The 22,241-nt window shown below is 41.5% G+C and carries 16 protein-coding genes; 7 read left to right on the plus strand and 9 right to left on the minus strand.

The annotated features are described in order from the left end of the window. The 6 genes from M472_RS33645 (at nucleotide 1) to M472_RS33670 (ending at nucleotide 7,511) form a co-directional block, all read left to right on the plus strand. On the plus strand, nucleotides 1–1,182 hold the full coding sequence (locus tag M472_RS33645; protein WP_021070308.1) for a hypothetical protein: 1,182 nt from the start codon (nucleotides 1–3) through the stop codon (nucleotides 1,180–1,182). Further along, on the plus strand, nucleotides 1,179–3,308 hold the full coding sequence (locus tag M472_RS33650; protein ID WP_021070309.1) for an ATP-binding protein: 2,130 nt from the start codon (nucleotides 1,179–1,181) through the stop codon (nucleotides 3,306–3,308). The genes M472_RS33645 and M472_RS33650 overlap by 4 nt, the downstream gene beginning before the upstream one ends. An 11-nt stretch (nucleotides 3,309–3,319) precedes the next feature. After that, on the plus strand, nucleotides 3,320–5,035 hold the full coding sequence (locus M472_RS33655; RefSeq protein WP_021070310.1) for an AAA family ATPase: 1,716 nt from the start codon (nucleotides 3,320–3,322) through the stop codon (nucleotides 5,033–5,035). Then, nucleotides 5,032–5,937: an HNH endonuclease family protein gene (locus M472_RS33660; RefSeq protein WP_021070311.1), complete on the plus strand. Its 906-nt coding sequence runs from the start codon at nucleotides 5,032–5,034 to the stop codon at nucleotides 5,935–5,937. Before M472_RS33655 ends, M472_RS33660 begins: the two co-directional genes overlap by 4 nt. 153 nt (nucleotides 5,938–6,090) lie before the next feature. After that, nucleotides 6,091–7,131, plus strand: a complete 1,041-nt coding sequence (locus tag M472_RS33665) for an HNH endonuclease domain-containing protein (protein ID WP_021070312.1) — start codon at nucleotides 6,091–6,093, stop codon at nucleotides 7,129–7,131. Nucleotides 7,132–7,139: 8 nt separating this feature from the next. Beyond that, entirely contained in the window at nucleotides 7,140–7,511 is a 372-nt protein-coding gene (locus M472_RS33670; protein ID WP_021070313.1) for an HIT family protein, read from the plus strand. Nucleotides 7,512–7,691: 180 nt separating this feature from the next. On the opposite strand, the gene M472_RS33675 is transcribed toward M472_RS33670, so the two are convergent. Beyond that, nucleotides 7,692–8,861 (minus strand): cysteine desulfurase family protein, encoded by a 1,170-nt coding sequence (locus M472_RS33675; protein WP_021070314.1) that lies wholly within the window; start codon nucleotides 8,859–8,861, stop codon nucleotides 7,692–7,694. 275 nt (nucleotides 8,862–9,136) lie between these two features. Between M472_RS33675 and M472_RS33680 the strand changes: the two genes are divergently transcribed. Then, nucleotides 9,137–9,748 carry a hypothetical protein gene (locus M472_RS33680; protein ID WP_021070315.1) on the plus strand — a complete coding sequence of 204 codons (612 nt, stop codon included), beginning with the start codon at nucleotides 9,137–9,139 and terminating at the stop codon, nucleotides 9,746–9,748. A gap of 169 nt (nucleotides 9,749–9,917) precedes the next feature. On the opposite strand, the gene M472_RS33685 is transcribed toward M472_RS33680, so the two are convergent. From M472_RS33685 to M472_RS33720, 8 genes are all read right to left on the minus strand, one after another. After that, complete coding sequence (locus tag M472_RS33685; protein WP_021070316.1) at nucleotides 9,918–11,615, minus strand: GMC oxidoreductase; 1,698 nt, start codon at nucleotides 11,613–11,615, stop codon at nucleotides 9,918–9,920. 13 nt (nucleotides 11,616–11,628) lie between these two features. After that, complete coding sequence (locus tag M472_RS33690; RefSeq protein WP_021070317.1) at nucleotides 11,629–12,645, minus strand: Gfo/Idh/MocA family protein; 1,017 nt, start codon at nucleotides 12,643–12,645, stop codon at nucleotides 11,629–11,631. After that, a complete protein-coding gene (locus tag M472_RS33695) occupies nucleotides 12,646–14,148 on the minus strand; it encodes a Gfo/Idh/MocA family protein (protein WP_022829336.1) in 1,503 nt (500 codons plus the stop codon). A 22-nt stretch (nucleotides 14,149–14,170) separates the two neighbouring features. Further along, nucleotides 14,171–16,534 carry a DUF6259 domain-containing protein gene (locus M472_RS33700; RefSeq protein ID WP_144062702.1) on the minus strand — a complete coding sequence of 788 codons (2,364 nt, stop codon included), beginning with the start codon at nucleotides 16,532–16,534 and terminating at the stop codon, nucleotides 14,171–14,173. Next, entirely contained in the window at nucleotides 16,486–17,643 is a 1,158-nt protein-coding gene (locus tag M472_RS33705) for a DUF4855 domain-containing protein (protein ID WP_081643151.1), read from the minus strand. The genes M472_RS33700 and M472_RS33705 overlap by 49 nt, the downstream gene beginning before the upstream one ends. Nucleotides 17,644–17,713: 70 nt before the next feature. Next, a complete protein-coding gene (locus M472_RS33710) occupies nucleotides 17,714–18,841 on the minus strand; it encodes a DUF4855 domain-containing protein (protein WP_022829337.1) in 1,128 nt (375 codons plus the stop codon). A gap of 28 nt (nucleotides 18,842–18,869) precedes the next feature. Continuing rightward, complete coding sequence (locus M472_RS33715) at nucleotides 18,870–20,579, minus strand: DUF5018 domain-containing protein (RefSeq protein WP_144062703.1); 1,710 nt, start codon at nucleotides 20,577–20,579, stop codon at nucleotides 18,870–18,872. Between the two features lie 19 nt (nucleotides 20,580–20,598). Beyond that, nucleotides 20,599–22,239 carry a RagB/SusD family nutrient uptake outer membrane protein gene (locus M472_RS33720; RefSeq protein WP_021070323.1) on the minus strand — a complete coding sequence of 547 codons (1,641 nt, stop codon included), beginning with the start codon at nucleotides 22,237–22,239 and terminating at the stop codon, nucleotides 20,599–20,601. Nucleotides 22,240–22,241: the final 2 nt, after the last annotated feature.

The following is a 22,241-nucleotide window of genomic DNA, read 5'->3' on the forward strand; positions in this document are numbered from 1 at the left end:
ATGTTTGATCCTGAAGAAATCCCCCAAATCAAGCAGGCTATCAAAGAATGCGCGATAGTTGATAAAAATCTATTGGAAGATCTCCGCGCGGAAGCAAATGAAATGCGATCAAACGTACGCGTAATTAAGCCCCGAACCATAACCACATTTTCTTTAGTCGCAACTGATGGAACCAACAACAAACTCATTTATAATCCATTTTACTTCCAAATAATCAGAGTTGTAGATTCATATGGAAATAACCTATGTTTAGATGTCATTACCCCCACAACAGATACAGATATATTAAGCCAAAGACAATTTGATGATTTAGGAAACCCTCAAACCTTGTTAGGTATACTAATGAAAGATCTAGGGTGTAAGACTTTAAATGATTTAAGTCCTATGATTCCTTCGGGGAAAAAAATGAGAGAAAATTCAACAGAAGTTTCCAAATCATGGGTGTTGACATACAGAGATTTATGTGAATGGGCAGTGTTATATAACAAAATTTGTTATGAAGGCTTCGCAAGCAATACTGTAATTGTAAAAGACGGACTTTTAAGGAGTAAAATATTCAAATACGATGCAGCTAATAAACGTCCTCTTTTTGTGGAAATGATGAAAAATATTAATACTGCAATCGAAAATGCATACAAACAAAAAAAAATTAAAATTTTCTTTGTTGGTTTAGCAAAGCATAGTCAGGTATTATCCAGATATTCATTAGCAATGCAAATAGAAAATATTTTCCCAACAGGAGAACCGAGATATGCTAAAGTTCCGGAAGAGATGGAAAGAAATTCGTATGTATGGAAAGAATACATGAAACGTGTTGATGGAGAAGAAGAGGAAGTGGATAGAGAAGTAAATAAATATTCCATGGGAGAACTATATTTAGTTCGGTTTGGAAAGAAAAGCGGTGATCCAGTTTGGGCAATAGACCTTTTAAATTCTCAATCATCTACTGATGCCGAAATATTTGGATATCTATACATGGATACATTAGATGGATTCCCAACACCTCATTATCCGGCTTGTCTACAAAAAGCTTTGGAGAATGCACAAGTAGTAGATTTTGATCTGGACATCCTTCAGGATGAGGTAGCACAGGCTGTCAAAAACATATTACCAGATGATAAAAAAGATATAATTGATTACCAAGCTTTAGGTAACTCTTCAATAATGAATAGACAATCATGAAATTATTTCCAGAAGATAAAATAGTCGGAATCTTTAAAGGATTCAGTGATGGCGGATTAGAGTTTCACGCCGATATTGTTCTAAAATATGATAACATATTCCAAAACATCCCAATGCATGGGCAGTTTTTAGTGGTAGCATTAGAAGGTGATAATGAAGCTGTTCTTGGTCGGATTACCTCTGTTGCAGCATTAGGGAAACTAGCAGGTACAGCAGGTGAAGATTATGCAATAAGAGCTATTTCCGAAGGAAGAGAAGTGTCGGAAGATCTGAGAGAGGGTTACTTAAAATATAAAGTTGATATTCGGGTTCTCGGAGTTATAAGACTCAATGGAAAAAAAATAGTTTTTGCACCTTCTCATAGAAGATTACCACATGTAGGAAGTAGAGTAGCTTTCCTGTCAGACGATGTTTTAAAGGAAGTAGCAGGACATAATATTGTTGACGAAGCAGATGAACCAGCGCCAGCTTTTGGTTACCTAGCATATGGAGAATTTGTATATAATGGAAGTAAAAGCGATACTCAAGCTGTTTTAGAGTCATGGATGGTCCCAAAATCACCAGAAGTGATAACAAAATTTAAGATCGAACAGTTAGTGTCCAGAAGATCCTTCGTATTTGCAAGAGCAGGTTTTGGAAAGTCCAATTTGGTAAAACTTCTTTTTAGCAATCTTTATAAAAAACCACCAGTCATCACAAAGAAACAAGGAAAACAATCCCCTGTTGGCACAATTATATTTGATCCGGATGGAGAATACTTTTGGCCGGACGATAATGGCAGACCAGGTCTATGCGATGTACCACATTTAGAAGACAAAGTAGTAGTATTCACCAATAGAGAATCTACCAGCCCATTCTATCAGTCTTTTGTTGCTGGAACTATTCGTCTTGATATAAGAAGACTAAGACCTGCAGAAATAATATCTATAGCCCTTCCTCCTGAAAGACAGAGCCAACAAAACGTTCAAAAACTTAAAGGGCTCAATGCCGCTAATTGGAGAAGGTTGATAGATCTAGTTAATATTCATGGAAATACTACTCCTATTGAAGAATTAAGAGATATTATATTAGGAGATCAAAGTAATGACAGGCAAGATGCCGAGATATTTGCAATTCGCTCTAATATTACAACCATTATTAGGCTTATACATGATCCAGGCAGTCAAATGTTAGATAAACTTTTTGATTCACTTCGCAATGGTAAACTATGTGTAGTAGATATATCGCAGATGCGTGGGGCCAATGGACTAATACTTTCAGGCATCATTCTTCAACAAATATTTGAACACAATCAGACAGAATTCACAAAGGCAGAACCAGATAGTATTCCTACGATCGCCGTTATAGAGGAAGCTCAATCTGTATTAGGCAATTCAGGAGGAACAGATAGCCCTTATATTGCCTGGGTTAAAGAAGGTCGAAAATTTGGATTAGGAACCGTTTTGATTACACAGCAACCAGGAAGTATATCAGATGAAATATTAAGTCAGGGGGATAATTGGTTTATATTTCACTTACTTTCTGCTGTAGATTTAGGCGCGCTTCGCAAAGCCAATGCACACTTTAGCAATGACTTATTAAGTTCTTTATTAAATGAACCAATTCCAGGAAACGGAATATTCTGGAGTAGTTCCGGAGGAAAGCCCTACCCTATTTCTGTAAGAGTCTTGAGTTTTGAAAAGTTATTTAAGGTAAAAGATGTAAAATATAACGAGTCACCAGGAAATACATTCAGCACTATTCTTCAAGAAAAATTCAATAAAAAGCTTGAAGAAGTACGAAAAGAGGTAGGAACAGTAGAAATTAAAATAGACGATGAAAAAGGTTATAACCCGGATCAACCACAAGAAGACACTTTAGAAATGTTTATTAAAAGTGCCTTCAAAAAAATTAATGTCGACCATGATTTACAAAAAAAATTGAGAAATAATAATGCTCATTGGATGTTATTAAAATCAAAAATACTTGAAGGACTTCCTGATAACATAGTAGACAGAGACGATATTGCTCAACAATCAGTTAGCCGTTTTATGAATGAACATTTTGGAATGAATAAATGGACTACAGAACGAAGAGCTAGGAAAGACGATCCAAGTAAAACCACAGCATATTTAATAATAAAATAGATTAACCCACTATGCTAAATGTAAATATCGTACAAAATGAAGTATATAACTTGCTTGTTAGGCATTGGCAAATTGATCCTTCGTTTAGATTCACTTTTCGTAAAAGTAATAGAGGAAGCCGTTTAGATAAGGGGTATTGGTTCTATGGGAATGAATGGTATTTAGCGGTTTCCTTCTGGACAGGAATGGATTGGAAAAATAAAACACCAAATATTATTTTTGTAATTCTTTTAGACTCTGGAAAGACTTACCTTGAGATTAATACTTCCGACTCTGATGAAAAAAGACGGTTTATAACTAATTTTTTTGTAAATGAATTAGGACTTATGCCAAATGGGATACGATACCAAAAAAGCTACCAGGACAATTACTTAGTAAGTTTAGAAAATTTCATCCAAACCGATAAGATAATAATTGACAATATAATAACAGAAAATGCTAAATCCTTCTTCTCTAAAATTAATGATGGTATATATTTTATAGAAGCAGTAGATTTTGAAGGACAAAAAGAAAAAATCGATAGATATAGAGAGAATAATCTTATACACGCTTCAGTTGACACTCAGAAACCGATAAAAATATGTACGATAGAAATTCTTAACTATGGTCCTATTAAGAATATCCACATAAGTGAAATCCCCTTTTCCTCTCAATGGATATTTTTCACGGGAGAAAACGGTACTGGGAAAACTTCTATTCTTCGAGCCATCGCGACAGCAATTTGTAATCAAAAAATACATGCAAGTAAATCTGAAAGTGAAAATGCTAAAATCACTATAGAACTATCTTCATCAACTTTAAATATAACTAGTTACACATACCCATATAACCGAATCATAGAAGAAAGTGCTTTTCCATTAACTAAGGGGTTTGCAGCTTATGGACAATCCAGATTAAAAACCACTCATGGATTAGATTCAAAAAGCTTAAAATCTATTTCCACAGAATTAACATCATCACTATTTAATGATGAGACCGCCTTGATAGATTTACAATATCAATTCGATGTTTGGAATAGTCAGCAAAATAGTCAATTTAGTAAACGAAAAAATTATATAACTGAGATTCTTACGGACATATTGCCAAATCTATATGATATTAAATTTGATGATCAAATCGAAGATAAAGCAGTAACTACATATATTGAAAAAGACCACGACGGTGCTGAATTTACTAAAGTAACATTCAATAAATTAGCATCTGGACTGAAAAGTATGATTGCTATGATAGGCGATATTCTAATAAGATTATACAATCAACAGCCAGATATAAATGATCCTTCTGAGTTCACTGGAATTGTTTTGATTGATGAAATCGACATACACCTACACCCAAAATTGCAGAAACAAATTGTCCAGCAACTTAGTAAGACATTTCCAAAAGTTCAATTTATTGCTTCTACACATAGTCCTATTTCTTTCTTAGGAGCTCCAAAGAACAGCCAAATCTATAGAGTAGAACGAAATTCCGTTGAAGGAGTCAAAATTAAAAGGTTGGATGAACTATTAGAATTGGGAGATCTTTTACCAAATACCATATTAACGTCACCAATTTTTGGATTTGACGATATTGTACCAGAAAGTCATGATCAAAAAAGACTGATAAGAACAGAGACAACTTATTCAGATATAGAACTCAATGATATTGTTCAAAAACGAATACTATCTTTTCTTACTGACGAAAAAGAGCAGCAATTGATTGATTTATTTAAATCTAGACGACAATGAGATTTGTGGTAAAAAGAGAAGAAGATAAAACAGATCGTTTAGCATCAAATGAAACATACCAAGCATTGTTAGCAATAACAAATACTCTTGATAAAAATTTAATTACGGATACTATTTATAGAGAAGCATATGATCATCCTGATGGGAAAAGGTCTAGAGTGGAGGATCGTCTCTCTTTAGCCTACCATAATAAATGTGCCTATTGCGAAAGAATCTGTAAGGCAGATATCGAACATTATAGACCAAAAAAAGCAGTAAATGAAGACGGTTCGCATCCAGGATATTATTGGCTTTGCTATGAATGGACAAACCTCATACCATCTTGCATAACGTGTAATAGAGAAGGGGCAAAACACAATAAATTTCCGGTGATAGGTCATCGAGTCTCAGCGCCAATGTTATTGGCAGATGGAAATATAGATCTTGCATTATCCAAAGCTGGTGTAACTCCGCTAGTTGATGAAAGACCTTATTTGTTACATCCTGAAGTGGATCATCCGGAGGATTATTTTGAATTTGAAATAGACCCAGATGGTGAAGGAATTAGAATTATTGGAATTGATGGTGAAGGTAGAGGAAATGCCACTATACAGATTTGCTTATTAAATCGTCTTGAGTTAAAATTGGATCGAGTAGAACGAGTTATTAATGATTTTAAAGATGCGATAAATGCTCTTTTTCTTAAACTAGAAAATGGGAACATTAATGATGGTCAATTAGCAGATCGTATCAGCGAACATATAGACTTATTACATGAACGTAGTCTTCAAGAAAATAGGAATCATACATATCTTAGTAAATATATTGTAGCTTCGGCAGAAAATTTTGAAAAGATAGTGCTCCCATTTTTAGACCTCAAAATAAGACACATACTTATAGAAGCTTTCAAATCAACAAATTAACTATAAACACATCATTTTACCCTTGTTATAATTTAAGATTATTGATCCTCATGGAGAGTTACTAATTATTCGGGAAAATGATATGTATTAGCAATTCAAAAATATCTACTGAGACTCTTCTAAGTTTAACATTTCACAATATCTTTAGTCATTATGAATATATTTCCATCAGACCAAGAACTGCCAACACAACATTTAGCAGCGTGTTTTAACAGCACCTCTGCGACCTATAAATTCTATTGGCTACTGGCTATAACTGATGCTATACAAAGTGGACAAAAGGAGATAAAGAAAGAGCAGCTATTCGCATCAATGCTGTCCAATGCTTGGTATACTGTTAATTATTTTCAGGTTTCATTTGGTCAACAGGATATGATACAGCATACTGTACGCCAACTGAAGGATATCGAAGGCCTCAATATTGATGAAGACCGCTCGAGGATAAAGATGCGACTGGAAAACTCGGACAACCCAAAAACGCGCAAGCTGTTATTCCATTTTGACAACCAGGTCCCCCATTGGTTTCTGAGTCCATGGTATACGGGAATAAACAGTAGAGGGAAAATATATGAACTATCGCAGGATGAGGTTAATCAACCTATATATAGGCTGTACAAGGATAGGATAATCATTTCTGATAAATGGTTTGTGTACTTGACTAAGCACATACGTATCATAAGAGACTATGTATACTGGAATCTGTCGCTTTTTTTGCAAGTGCGTAATCCCAATGTACCTGACATACCAAACAAATTGATAAAGCCGGCTAGCCGTAATTCATTGATCAAACAACGTAAATTTTGGGATTATGTAATAGATGTCAATGGCCCTCTAAGTTGTATCTATACAGGCAAGGAACTATATAAAGGTCAATATCATGTAGAGCACTTTGTACCTTACAGCTTTGTATCGCACGATCAGATATGGAATCTGATACCGGCAGACGGCAGCTTTAATGTGAGCAAAAGCAATAAGCTTCCTACTTTAGAACACTATTTTGAGCCGTTCTATGCTATGCAGGACACAGCAATACGTACCTATATGCGTGATAAGCCTAATGAAAGATTGTTGGAAGATTATTTCTATATTGGCACTGATCTGAGTACTGGACTGTCACGTGATAAATTCTATGATGTTATCAATCCTCTGGTGACTATTGCGTCGAATAATGGATTTGAGTTTTTGTATAAATAGTTTGGGATATGGGGATTAATAGCTTTTTTGAGATCGGTAAAAACAGGCACATTGGTGAGACTGGATATTTTTTCCTGATAAGAGACGGCTTTCCTGTAAGTCCTGGACATACGCTAATAATATCAAAATCACTTCGTAGGGATTATTTTGAGCTTACCGTTGACGAAAAGACTGATCTGGACAATGCTATCATGCTGGCTAAATCACTTATTGAAACAGAGTTTACGCCAGATGGCTATAACATCGGCATGAACTGTGGCGAAATGGCTGGTCAAACGGTGTTTCACTTCCACTGTCACCTTATACCTCGCTATGCTGGTGATATGGAGAATCCTCGAGGTGGTGTAAGGCATTGTATAGCAGGGAAAGGTGCTTACTGAGCATACGAAACAAGCAATACATCTATCACCACAAAGGATATCTAGCAGGAAACTAGATCGAGCATCTTTGGTGATGATACCACATACGCTAGTGTCTTATTGAGAGGAGCTATAAAGCTATCTTCTATTGAAAATCCCAACTAGGCATCAATAGTGGTATAGAACCTCTGCTAAATGTCTTTATTGATAGGCCTGTAATTCCTCCAGTGCCTTTTCAAAAGCACTTATAATTTCGTCTACTTCTGCCTCATCGGTAAATCTACCGATACTGAGACGTAATGTAGCGTAAGCTATATTGGGGTCATTCTTCATCGCCATAAGTACGTGTGAGGGTTTTATTTCCTTGGAGGTACAAGCGGATCCATTGGAGAGTGCTATGCTGTTCTTGGATTGTATGATAATCGCCTCTGCATCGATATCTCCAAAACGGAAACTGATAATGTTGGGAAGCTTGTCCACTGTATCTGTATTGAGTGTGAAGTCGGAGATCTTGCTTACCCCTTCGACAATACGTTGGGCTATCTTGGAAATTCTGGCTGCCTCCTCTCCCATTTCTTTCTTCGCTAATGCGCATGCTTGACCAAAACCAACGATACCTGGGGTGTTCAATGTCCCTGAGCGGAAACCGCCCTCGTGACCACCACCATGCATGTGTGCCATAAGTTGACTCTTACTGATATAAGATCGGTCAATGTACAAGGCTCCAATACCATTGGGCCCATACAGCTTATGTGCCGAGCAAGCTAAAAGATCTATAGCCATTTTACGGACATCAATTTCTGTCTTGCCTAGAGCCTGTGTGGCATCTGTGAAAAACATAGCATGATGAATGTGTGTCAACGCTGCAATCTTTTCGATAGGCTGTATAACTCCTGTTTCATTATTGGCGTACATGATGGAGACGAGCTTTGTATTGGGTCTAAAGCTCTGTGTCAACTCCTCCAGATTGATTAATCCATTGCTATCAACGCCTAAATAGGTAACCTCTGCTCCCTGGGATTCGATGTAGGCGCAGGTATCCAGAACTGCTTTATGCTCTGTCAGCGCGGTAATCATATGAAAGTCCTTACGGCCACTGGCTTCAAAGGAACCTATTATAGCAAGGTTGATGGCTTCGGTTGCTCCTGAGGTGAAGATGATATCTTCACTCTTCTCGGCATGAATAAGATCGGCGATCTGCTGCCTTGCCGTTTTCACGGCATCAGAGGCCTCTTGGCCGTAGAAGTGTGTACGACTAGCGGCATTGCCAAATCGTTGCGTAAAATAAGGTAGCATAGCCTCTACAACCCGCGGATCCGTAGGCGTGGTCGCCGCGTAATCAAGGTATATTATCTCTCTATCTTCGGTCATCTTTATACTTCCTTTTGGAAGTCTAAAGATAGCCTAAGATTGGTGAAAGTGGATGTAAAAGTTTTCAACTTGGTCGATATGCCAGTACGTGAGTATGAAGACTTAACTAACAGCATGAGCTCTATTATAGTTTTTAGTTATATAAGGCATTAAATTTATTGAAATGCTATCTATTGAAAGCTGTGTATGGCACATCCTAATCAGATACTTCTATAATTCTGTTCAAAAAACATAAACTTATAGAATCATCCATTATTTCAACTAAATTAGAAATAATGAAAAATATCATCATAGATTTTAGCTCAACTGCTAACGTACAAAAAGGCATTGTAGAGATTTCCAATCACTTAATGAATCACGCTATCGTCATAGGTAATTCTAATTATGTCATTACGGAATTTGAATTTTATATCATGACACCCGAAAATGGTGTCCATCATGACGGTTACACCTATGAACATCCTAGACATCAAACCAGAGGTAAGTTCTTCTTGCATGCATCGGGAGTAGATATCACCTTTGGCGATGATACTACATACGCTGGTATCCTATTAAGAGGAGCAATAAAGCTATCTTCTATTGAAAATCCCAACGAGGCATCCATAGAAAAATATATCAATGGCCCCATCAACCTAGCGGACGAACTGGTACATCAAATCGACATAGAGAATGGTACTACGATTGGATTCAGACCTGTAAATCTCGGTAACATCTCATTCGTAGATGCATGGGGGCCACGTGTGGGATTGAAAAAGGATAAATTTAATAGTTGGGAAGACTTTATAGATAGAGACCTTCGCTTTCTAAGATCCTTATCTCCTGAAACTATGTCGAAGGTGGATACCGAGAAGAAAATAAAGATTCGGAAAATCGTATCGAAGTCGTAACATTCTGAATGTAACCTTTTTGTTAAGGGAATGAATGTGCATACTATCGGCATGGGAATTGCTGTTATATCAGTATTCATAATTTAGGTTAATAATTGGTTAGTTAAAAATCCCTGAAGCTCCCCGCTCCAGGGATTTTTGTTGGCTCATCAAATCAATTGCTGATGCTTTAAATATTGTTCTTTTTCATCTCACTAACTGCGTGATCTACGGCACGTGCTGTCAGTGCCATGAAGGTCAGCGATGGGTTCTGGGTTCCGGTAGAGGTCATACAGGCACCATCGGTCACGAAGACATTGGGGCAGCTATGTACCTGATTCCACTTATTAAGGATTGATGTCTTAGGGTCATGCCCCATACGTGCGCCGCCCATCTCATGAATATCCAGTCCCGGATTTTTGGCTATTCGATTCTGCTGTATATTCTTCGCTCCAGCGACATCCAACATTTCGGCGCCCTGAGTAAGGAAATCTTCTAAGCTTTTGTAATCATTATCCTGATAACCTACGGATGTAATAAGCTGTGGAATACCGTAGCCATCGACTGCTGTATCGCTGAGGCGAACATGATTTTTTGCGTGGGGAATAGTCTCTCCCTGCATCATCATAAATACGCGCCATTTGCCCGGCATAAGTAATGCATCTTTATAATCAGCTCCTACCCCTTCGGCAGAGTGATCTGCAGCATTCCTATAGGCTGAGAAAAAGGATGCATACCCCCGTAGAAAATCAGTATCTTGCTGATGCACATTTCTAAAATTGGGAATAAGTGGTTGCGTGGGTCGTCGCCCATAATAATATTTATCCTCAAAGCCATCAACCTCAGCTGAGATATGCCCCATGTAGTTGTGAAATGCGACATATCTGCCTAAAAGGCCATTGTCATTGCCTAGTCCGCTAGGGAATCGCTGGGATTTTGAATTCAACAAGATCTGATTACTGGCCAACGCCGAGGCATTGAGGAAGATAACTCTTGCATAATACTGATGGACCTCTTTGGTAATCCTATCGACAATCTGTACACCTATAGCTTTGCCCTGAATATCATCATACAGAATTGACTCGACCACAGCATCAGGACGTAAAGTGAGGTTGCCGGTCTTGGTCGCCCAGGGTATGGTAGAAGCATTGGAACTAAAATAGCCACCAAAGGGACATCCCCGATTACACAATGAGCGCGCCATGCACTGTGTCCGTCCCTGCGCTATATGAACGGGTTGCGGCTTGGTGACATGGGCACAGCGCCCACTGATGACCTGTCTATCGGTATAGCTGGTATTGATGCTGCGCTGTATCATCTTCTCGACGCTATTGAGCTCAAAGGGCGGCAGAAATTCTCCATCAGGCATGGATATATTGCCTTCTTTTTTTCCGGAAACTCCAATAAACCGCTCTACATGACTATACCACGGTGCAATATCCTTGTACCGTATGGGCCAGTCTACAGCAAAGCCATCGCGCGCCGGTCCCTCAAAATCAAAATCGGACCAACGCTGTACTTGTCTGGCCCAAGTCAGCGACTTGCCTCCCACCTGATAGCTCCGTATCCAGTCAAAAGGTTGCTCCTGTATATAGGGTTGCTCACTGTCTTTAGTAAAGAAATGCATGGTATCCTCTCCATAGGCATAGCATTTTGATACGATCGGATTATCCTTGGAAATCGACAGCGGTACCCGATTATGGTGTTGGAACTGCCAGATGTCATGATGTGCTGTTGGGTAATCCTTGATGTGCTTAACATCCTTGCCTCGCTCTAACATCAAGGTTTTGAGACCATGCTCGCAGAGCTCCTTGGCAGCCCAGCCTCCAGAAATTCCTGAACCGATGACTATAGCATCAAAGTGTCGATTATCTAAACTATCTTTCATTATTGGTGGATAATTAATAGACATCACTTAAGGCGATCTTGACACCTGTCTCTCGACTACGCTGTGCGGCCTGCATAAACTGAAATATCTCGATGGTCTCGCTTGCTGATACAGGAGGGAGACCGGTATCAAAGAAGGTCAGTATCTCGGCTACCAAAGGACCATATCCCACAAAAGGGCCTAATGGAGATATACCGATCTCGCCAAAGGCAACGCCAGCAATATTGGAAGCTCCACGGCGTATCCCACGGACTGTGCCAGTGCGACCATCACTCCAGATACCGATTACCTGCTCAAAATCGGGGTGATATACGCGATACACTTCCTTACAGCCTGTCCCCATTACGGTAAACAGCATCTCTACACCGTGGATCATATACCAAGCCTGATCGATGTGATGTGGTTCGATCTCTGCAGGAGTGTATACGTCTGCTCCGAGTACCTTGCCAATCTTGCCGCCTGTAACTTCACGCACCAACTGGTCGTACCGCAACGAGGAAGAGGAAAAGATAGGTACCTGTTTGCGTTCAGCCAAATCAAATATAGCTTTGACCTTAGCGAGATTCTCGCCCATAGGCTTATCTACAAACAGCGGTTTGCCAGCCTTGATGACCTGTTCGGCCTGCTCGAGATGCACCCGACCATCGTTAGACTCTAGAAGGATGTAGTCGACTTTGCTCAATAGACTTTCTATAGAATCGACAATTTCTACTCTCATATCACGCATGGCCTGTATAATACGCGGCTTCATTTCTAAGGCCGAGGGAATGTCTTTACTACCATGGGGATAAGCGGCGACAACGCGGTATCCCCTATCCTTGAGCGTTCCCTGGTTAATATCCTTGGTAAACATCTCACTATGTGAGGTATCTAAACCGATGATACCAATCTTCTTGATAGGCTGCTGCTCACCGGCCGTACTAAAGGACTGTGTCAATACCAACCCTCCGGTCAGTAAGCCCATTTTCTGTAAGAATGCACGACGTCCAGCAGGAGTTTGCTTCAAATTATTATCCATTGTCTTCATCATTTATATTTTTGGCATTGGAGGTAGACTGAAACCATTATGATAGGTGTGTTTGATCCACTCATTGGCTGCTTCCAACGCATTAACTTTGGTAAATTGTCGATCAAACTTAGGATCTCCATCGATCACGCTAAACTCATCGACAGACACGATATCGAGCTGATCAGAAGGTTGAATATTGGTGAATTTCATCTTTGCTCCGTCCCAAAGCAAGTCGCGATGAAGTCCCTGTAACCGGACAGCAAGAACGCCCATAACGACGGTTTCGTTCAAAGGACCCGCAAACGCGAAGTTGGAACTTGCCTCCTTACGGTTTGCTTTGGATTCCTTGGAAGCGCGGATCCAATCTTGCTCGTGGGCATTGGAGGTCCAGATATTACCATTGCCCCCAGGTACCCTAGGGATCCATGCTTTCGGTTTATTGAAATTGTCCATTCTTGAAACTGGTAGTAAAGTGGGGTTCATCCCATAGCAGCCTGTCATAATCTTACCTTTCTTGCCCACGAAAATGATGCCACCGTTCTCATCGCCCATCATCATCCCTGGGGCTAGCTCCGTAGGTCGGTCGGGCAACAAACCGCCATCATACCAATGCACGGTAACCTCAGGCATATTGACCTGTCTGATTCGCCCACGGGCAGGAAAGGTATATTTTACGATCTCGGCATGCGGTGGCGAATAAAGGTTGCTCAATGTAGAACTACCATTGACCTTGATCGGGTACTTAAGATCGAGTGCCCAATAGATAGGATCCATAATATGACAGGCCATATCTCCCAGTGCTCCGGTTCCGAAATCCCACCAACCCCGCCAATTCCATGGCGTATAAGCTTGATTGTACGGACGCCTGGCTGCTGGGCCTAAAAACAGATTCCAATCCAACTCGGAAGGAACCGTCATCTCCTGTTTGGGCTTCATCAACCCCTGTGGCCAGATCGGTCTATTGGTCCAGCAATGTACCTCGTAGACCTCGCCAATGGTATCGGATTGTATCCACTCGGCAACCTCTCTACAGGCATCAAAGGAATTTCCCTGATTACCCATCTGTGTAGCAACACCATATTGCTGAGCCAATGCAGTCAACAGCCTGGACTCATATACGGAATGGGTCATCGGCTTTTGTGTATAACAATGCTTACCGAGGGTGATGGCATGTGCAGTGACACCTGCATGGGTATGATCAGGGGTAGCTACCATGATGGCATCGATACTGCTTCCCATCTGATCAAACATCGTCCGCCAGTCTTTGAAGGTCTTGGCTTTGGGATAATCGGCAAAGGTCTTACCTGCGTATTTCCAATCCACGTCACACAATGCGACAATATTCTCGGTATTCATATTGGCCAGATTGCGTCTCCCCATACCGCCAACACCAATACCTGCAATATTTAACTTATCACTGGGAGCAGTATGGCCAAACTTCTTGCCTAATACGGTATTGGATACAATGGTAAAGCCTGTCATTAAGGCTGCATTTTTAATAAAGGTTCTTCTTGAATTTTCCATGATATACTATGTAGGGTACTTGTTAATTAATGGGTTCTATTTCCAGAACCAAGGCTTCTCTTGGCTCTAACTCGAGGACGGTATAGATCTTTCCGTTCTGATAGGTTCCGATAAACTGTTTCTTATTCTCGATACTTCTATAAAGATTACCTCGATCGGCAAGGTCATAGTCCTGTGCCTTAAAATCCAGTCGTATCTGTGTTTTGACGCTGCCCAAGTGGACTATTGGTAATCCCAACTGACCGTCTGCAGATTGCCAGGCTCCTATCAAAACGGTGGGCATATCTTTTTGAAAAGTACGTACATGTTCGTTCTGCCCGGCATAAATAGATAATTTGGACAGTGTTACCTGCTGCATCAATGGAGCAGGTAGAATCACTGGTGGACGACAAAAAGCACCATACAAGAGATATTGTGGGTACTGCTTACGCAGTCTGGCCAGTCTTAATAAATAGTTAATCTCCTGGGGACGTTGTAGCAATTGATCGACTGTAAAATTAGCCAACATAGGTTGCATCCCCCATATAAATGAACGTCCTTGTTCTATCATAAACTGTTGGCTATAGACACTGTCCAACAGTCCTTGGGTATCAGGCCGATTAGCCTGAGGCCATTTCTCATCGTAAGGTGGGCTCATCAGGGAGGAATAACTACCATAACTCAATGCATATTCATGATACACAGACTGAAAGAGTGGAATAGGCTCCCACCCGTCATCTCCAGCATAGCGCTCGCGGCTCACCTGCAGGGAAAGAAACAGATCCAGAGATGGCAGCCAAGCTTCACAGGAGCCTTCGCCGGAAAGCGCAGTAGCGATAGAGCCTCGTTCACGAACTTCGCGAGCCATCTGCCGGGAAGCATGGGCCCAAAAATTGCCTCCACCGATGGGATGCCCATGTGTCGGATCGTAGCACTCGCGCTGTATACAGGCTTGATCCATATAAATACCGCCAAGTCCAAAATCGCGGAGTAAAGTGTCTGCCAGGTCGGCGTACCAATCTCGCCAGAAGGGGGTGCCTACACACATATTGGTCAATGATCTATTGGTAAACACATTGTACACATGGGTATGTAGCTGACCGGAAGGACTTTTGATCGCGTAACGTGCTGCCTCTTGTTTTTTCCAACTAGCGGTCTGATCGCCCCATTGTAAAGCGTTCATATAGACTAATGCATGAATGCCGTGTTTCTTGGCTAAAGTGATATGCTCCCGAAAGCTATCGGTGCCTTCCCGGGGCGGTAGGTATTCCGGAAAGCTGTCGTCATAGGAGCCCTGATGCCACCAATGCCAAAGCACACTAATAGGCTCGTCAAACTGTTGGCGTAAAGCGTATAGCGGTTGTAACACTTCTTCCGAACGGCCCCTATTCCATATCCACAGGCCTGTAGTTAATACCCAATCGGGAATAAGTCTGTTTTTGAGACGGCTCTGCTGTGCCCAGTCTTGTTGCACCGCCCAACTTTTGTAGAGGGCAGCCGCGGTCATCCAATCTCCCTGGTAACCACCAATAACAACGGAATAAGGTATTTTGTATGTGGCACTTGGAGAAAGTGACGGAATATGTTCGATATCGAGTACCATACCCCTATCCTGATCGAAACGTGCCGCAAACTGCTTGGCGTACATCGCTGTATCGGTACAGGCCAAATAGAGCCCTTCTTTGTCGTAGAGTGTTATAAACTGCATGGATAGCAGACCTGGATATGTCCAGCTAAAACTGTGTCCCCCAGAGGACTGAAGTGCCTGTCGTGGCTGTCTCATCAACTCGCCCATCCAATGGGGTACCGCCAGTGTACCATCAGCAAGCTCATCAAGTCCACTAACCTGTGGAAAGGAAACCCGACTTAAAATCATATCGCTCATACCCGCTACTGCTATATTCCAATATGACAGTGATGTGAGCGAATCTATACGGATGTGGACGGCAATGGTAAATGCCGATGCTGACTCGCCCTTATAGGAGCGCCAAATCAACTGAGCCTCGTTGGGAGCAGCACACATGATTTCAAAATCGACAAAATCCTGAGGCCCCACAATAACAGACTGCCCCTGATCTATCATCGATAGTGTCCAAAGATGATTGATACGGGATACTTCGTCACGGATTATTGTGCCAGCAGTCTTGTGGCGTAAAGCCCGGAGTATACCCGTATGCCGATCTATTTCGATATGGAGATCTCCTCCGCTTAGCAATACCTTCTCAGAGGTATAAGATCGTGCTGCCTGAGGCTGCGCCATGCCTGGCACAATGTAGACTATACAGAGTGCCATGGCGCAGGAAAGGGAACCTAAAATCTGTCTTATCAAATAAAAACACTTCATATCTTCTAATGGGATTAAAGAGTTGGCAAGCCGAGTTTCTGCCGTCGTACGACCGTTTCGCATAATCGCTTGTACATTGTCTTGTGTACAGGAACAGTGGAGGTAAATAACTTTAGAATAGTACTCTCGGACTGATAGTAGGCTATTTTTTTGGTATCGAAAATATTATTCTGGCCGAATACGTCAAGATATTCGTTAAACTTGGTTCTATAGGGATCAAAGTAAAGAATGTTGTCGTCGAATTCCATCTCTAAGCCCAGTCCATAGGTGATAGCTGCATTGCAGGCTGCCTGTAATCTACTAAAGGGCACCGTACTATAGAAGAAATAATTAGGCTGTAAATAACTGTCCGAAAACCCTAAGGCTGTTGGGTTGGTGTAGCCGGGTGACTGCCACCAGGGAATCCAATTGAAACTAAGATTCAATCCGCTCAGGTAGCTGCCCATATCTGCAATGGTGGTTCCATTGTCCTCTATCGCCTCTCCTATCCAATAAAAGCCGTCTAGGGTGAGGTGTCGGAAATTAGCCGCATTGAAGCGTGCGCTCACCTCATCAACGAACCATTTACAGGCTTTGGTCTTATGCCCGGGTGTTTGAAAATTAAGCCAAATTCCTTCAGCCATTCCCCAATTGTTGGCGACAGCTGTCAAGGGCTCCGGAATACCGATGACAATCCGTCTCTTAGAAGGTGGCTGTCCTGCACTCCAGGTGGCGTCGTCAATAGCCTGGTCCAACTCATGCAAGGAACGCCCCTGCTCAAAATATTTATCGATCAATGTCGCCCAATTGGCTTTTTGTGCCGGTTTAGCAGGATCTCCGTGGCCTACAGTGAAAGAAAAACCTAGATCATCGCTGAGTTCTAAAAATAAAAACCCATCAAACATCCATTCATATACGTGTTGTTCGTTTTTATAAACCACGTAAGGATGAAACGCGTAATAATCCCAAACCTGCCCCTTATTGGTACCACCACCATAAATAAGTACCATATCACGTACGTGATTATTATGATAAGATGCAGCAGTGGAGACAAGATGTGTATCCATTGGTTTCAATCCGTCAATGCTAAAATCAGTATTGTAAGGTTGCTTTTGACAGGCAAAAAGCACCATCAGAAGAATGTACCACATCATCCTTTTAGACCAAAGGAATACTGTTCTGTATAAAATCATATCTCTACAGATTAAATTGTTAATAATTCAGAAAAGATCCTGCAGCAGTACTACTGCAGGACTAACAACATCAATGTTTTATATAAGGTGGATTCTGTACTTTTTGCCTTTTGGTAATAATCTCACTCAATCTCTTGTACAGCTCTTGATCTGCTGGATTTATGGATTGGTAGAGCTTTAAAATAGTATTTACAGATTGATAATAAGCTAGTTTCTTGGTGTCGTATACAAGATTTTCTTCAAAAACGTCCAGATAATCATTCAGTTTGCCACCATTGCCTCCCAATACGGACTCATCGAATTCGACTTCAAGATCGATATTGTGCTTATTGGCTTCGACAGTGGCCTCCTGTAGACGTGAGAACGGCACCTCATAGAAGAAGTAGTTGGGCTGTAAATAGACTTCGCTAAAACCATACTTCTGAGCGTTGTCGTAACCTGGCGACTTCCACCAGGGAATCCATACAAAGGTCATGTCTTTCTTTTTGAGGTAATCTCCGACAAACGAAATCATCTCTCCTGTATGATCTACCTCCTCGGCAATCCAGTAAAAGCCCTCTAACTCTAGATTTTTAAACGCTGCATTGGTGAAAGCAGTACGGGCTTGATCGATAAACCACGTACAGCCCGCTACACGGTCCTCATCTTTGGAAAAATCGAGCATCTTACCGTCCACTTCTCCCCACTGTACGGCACCGCGCATAGGCTCGGGGATACCGATGACGACTTTTCTCTTTTGATTTGGCGGACCAATTTCTTTTGTGGTTTTATCCAAACGCTGATCCAGTGCTGGAATAGATTGTCCTTCTTTGAAGTAATTCTGAATCAAAGCCTCCCAATGTACTTTCAACCCTGGGTTGGGCGCATGCCCTGTAGTGTAAGCATGTCCGTCGCCATCATTGAGCTCTAAAAAGAGAAAACCGTCAAACATCCATTCGGCTGTCGGCCCGTTCTGATAAGAGACATAGGGGACAAACTTGTCATCGGTCCATTTATCGACAGCCGCTTTACCAGCCCCATAAATCAATACCAGATCTCGGATACTGGACTTCTTTCCTTCGTTAGGCTCTACGGGATTTACCGGTTCTTCTTCGGTCTCCTGTCCTGTATAATCGGAATACATATAATCCCTTGCACAGGATATCATACTTGTGTTCACCAATAGACATATGATGAGGTATATATTTATCTTATTCATTGTTTCAAAATTTTATCTTAATACACTACTACTCGACTAGATAATCCATTCGGTATTTACGGATTCCAGCATTGGAAGCGGATTGATTGGAAATGGCGCTCAACCCAACGAAGATATCCACCTGAAATCCTTTGACCTTGGCATGTAAATCGCCAGAGGTAAAATCTGTACTGATACCCAGAGGCCCTGATTCGAAAACTTTAAGATCTTCATAACCGGTCTGTCCTGGCATCAAACTAAGTTTGCTCTTGTCAGTAATCTCGAAAACAACCAAGCGTGCTTCTGAAGTAGCCTGTTTACCCTGTGTCAACATCGCCACGAAAGTATCACTCTGTACTGTAAACACATCGTAGGCCAATATCTTGTAACCGTGGGATTTGGGATTCAATTGGTACGTTGCACCTGAGGGCTCCTGTATCTCGAAACGACTTCCTTTACCATCGTTTTCATTGGCTCCATCATTATACCAGGATATATAGAGATCCGAATCACCAGTTGTGTTAGCTCTTTTGACAAGTGCGATATCCCAGCTCCCTCCGGTCTTGAGGACATCGTATTTTACGACCTTAGGTACGGATGACACGGGAACTCCATTATTCAATTCCCAGGAATAGTATTGTCCGTTGGGCATCGTGGTATAAATGTAGGCTTTGCCGCTACGGATATTTCCGGTTATAGTGGTCTTGTTGATACCAAACTGTTCAATATTGAGCGGATCCCAGGATACAAATGTAAATAGCTTGTCGTAGTTGTTATTGGTCTCGCCAAACCGCCAGAACTCATAGCCTTTGCCGAATTCATTTTTTGTGGTGATCGCCATATTACCATTCGAATCACCTGAAATCTGCGTTGCAAAGGTCGTTGGCTGATCGATCTTGCCGGTAGCTTGTCCATTTTCAGTGTTGAAGGAATGAATCTTGCCTAAACTCCAGTCTTCAAACTCACCAATATAGAAATGGTTTTCGGCCAAAGCAAAACTCCGGATATTAGTCCGCGTCAACCCCAGGTCTTCGATACTCCGAAACCATAGCTGTGTGAACTTTGTTTTGTTAAACTTGGTAGGACGGATTTCAATAGTATGTGTCCGCAGTGTACCCTTACCATCGGTAACCTGGATAACCATCGGTTCTGTGAAATCCGCAATTGTACCATTGATATTTGGCGATATGCTACATGTAGGTTGAAGTTTGATCCGAACCTGAAGTTTGGTGAGATCTAATGGTTCTTTGCTTGTATTGGGAACCTCAATAATAATACGGTCTCCATCTTGATACGGTGCTACCTGGGTCGATTGGTATTCTAAAGTACCATTAAGCTTAGTCACTCCAAACTCCAATAGGCCTACCGTGTAATTCATACCTGTCTTCTTGACGGTAATTTGGTATTCTTTGGAGTCCCCTCCTGCAGCCACCACGCGTATGGTGGCGGGCTGAGTAAGATCTCTAATTCCTTCCAGTCCTGACTCGATGACTGTACCTACGGGGAGGGAGGCTACAAGCTCCATTCGGGAGAGGTCATTTTCGACGAGCTCCCCTACATCTGAGGCATAGATTGGCACCTCGAATGTAATCTGATCATCGGTGATCTCGCCTTGATAATAGCGTTCGGTGCCAACAAAGCGGACACTGATGGACTTTATACTGGTATCTGAGCTATAGCTGCGTTCGTCTACTTTTTTACATCCACATATCTGATACATGATGAAAAAACTCAGAAAAAGTTTTATAATTTTTTTCATATCAATTTCGTTTTAGATATTACTGCCATAGGAGATCCTGCTCGCATGCCGTATTATTGCGCACCTCAAATTCTGGAATGGGCACGGTATAGTACCGTTCAGGAAAATAATGATCCGCCTTGTCGCAATCGACAACGCTATAGGTAAAACCTGTACCTTCTTTAGTAATCTCGACCCCATGCATACGCTTGGCATCTAATACAGACTGCGCTAGCTGCCATCGTCTCAGATCCCAATAGCGGTGCCCCTCGACAGCAAATTCACAGATCTTTTCTTTTTGTAAGTCTTGCAAATAAGCTGTCCAGCTACTCTGTAACGGCTTATTGGGCAGCCCCACCCTATTCCGGATTTTGTTCAGGTAATTGTATGCCTTACCATAGTCACCCATGTGAGCATATGCTTCGGATAATATGCAGAGGATCTCCGCATAGCGCATTTCTATCCAATATTGATCACTTTTTTCCTGGATAAAGTCTTTGGGCTTACTATCTAGGAATTTGCGGATAAAATAGCCTGTAACGGTACGATTACGTGCATTGCCATCGAAGTATTCGATATACCCATCCTTGCCGCCTACATAGGTTTCGATCTGGCGTCCTTTCCAATCGGCTCCATTGTATAACACTGTAGCGTAAAAGCGTGGTTCTCGATTGAGATAGGGATCGCTAGCATGCAACGGATTGTTCCAATCGAAAGCCTGCCATTGTCCAGCTTGCTGAATGTCGAAACTACTTACTAGCTCTTCGGTAGGAGATGCATAACCGCCATAACGTTCCATATCGCCTGTAGGACTAAAATACTTATCAAAATCATGTGTCAAAGTAGGCCTTTGGTAGTATGAGGCCAAGATTATTTCTTTATTATGTGTCAGATTGAAGACCTGGGTATAATCATCCAGTAGCATATAGGTGCCTTTGGCCGTAGCCAAGATCTCAACCTGTCGTGCGCCAAAGATGGCATCATTCCATTTTTTTGCGTACAAGGCAGACCGTGCCATAATACCGTAGGCGGCACCTTTGGTAATACGCCCAGTGTGGACAGCATCCCAACTTTCAGGAAGCTTTTCGGCTATATCTTTGAGCTCTTGAATAACCCATGTCCATGATTCGTCAACAGAAGATCGCTTCTTGTTCTTCTCCGCTGGTCCATCTAGTTTTTCATTGTCTACACGGAGAACAACACCTCCATGACGAACAATAAGCTTGTGGTAAAGAAAGGCGCGTAAAAAGCGAACCTCTGCAATACGGATCTGTAATTGCTTGGCATCGATCTTGTCACCGTAACGACCTGCATCAATAATGAACTCATTGAGGGATTTTATTTTTTCATAGGTTGTGGCCCAAGGACTCAGCGCTTCAGTCGATGCAGGACTGAGGTAACTGGGACGCATATTGATCCTATTATGCTCGGTATCCATATAGGTCTGCGAATACTTGATAATATCCGCATATCCATCTGTAAGGCTGACTCCTCCTATCTCCGCATACATATAGAGCGCTCCGTATAGACTATTGATATAGAGGTCTAAATTATCTACATTTTTCCAGACGATTTCATTTGAATACTTGTCCCGAGGTGTGACATCCAATGATTTGTTACAACTGCCCAAACATAAGAGCAGACAAAGCATAGCTAATGTTTTATTCTTAAAAGTCTTCATAA

The sequence above is a fragment of the Sphingobacterium paucimobilis HER1398 genome, from assembly GCF_000416985.1.
Taxonomy (GTDB): domain Bacteria; phylum Bacteroidota; class Bacteroidia; order Sphingobacteriales; family Sphingobacteriaceae; genus Sphingobacterium; species Sphingobacterium paucimobilis.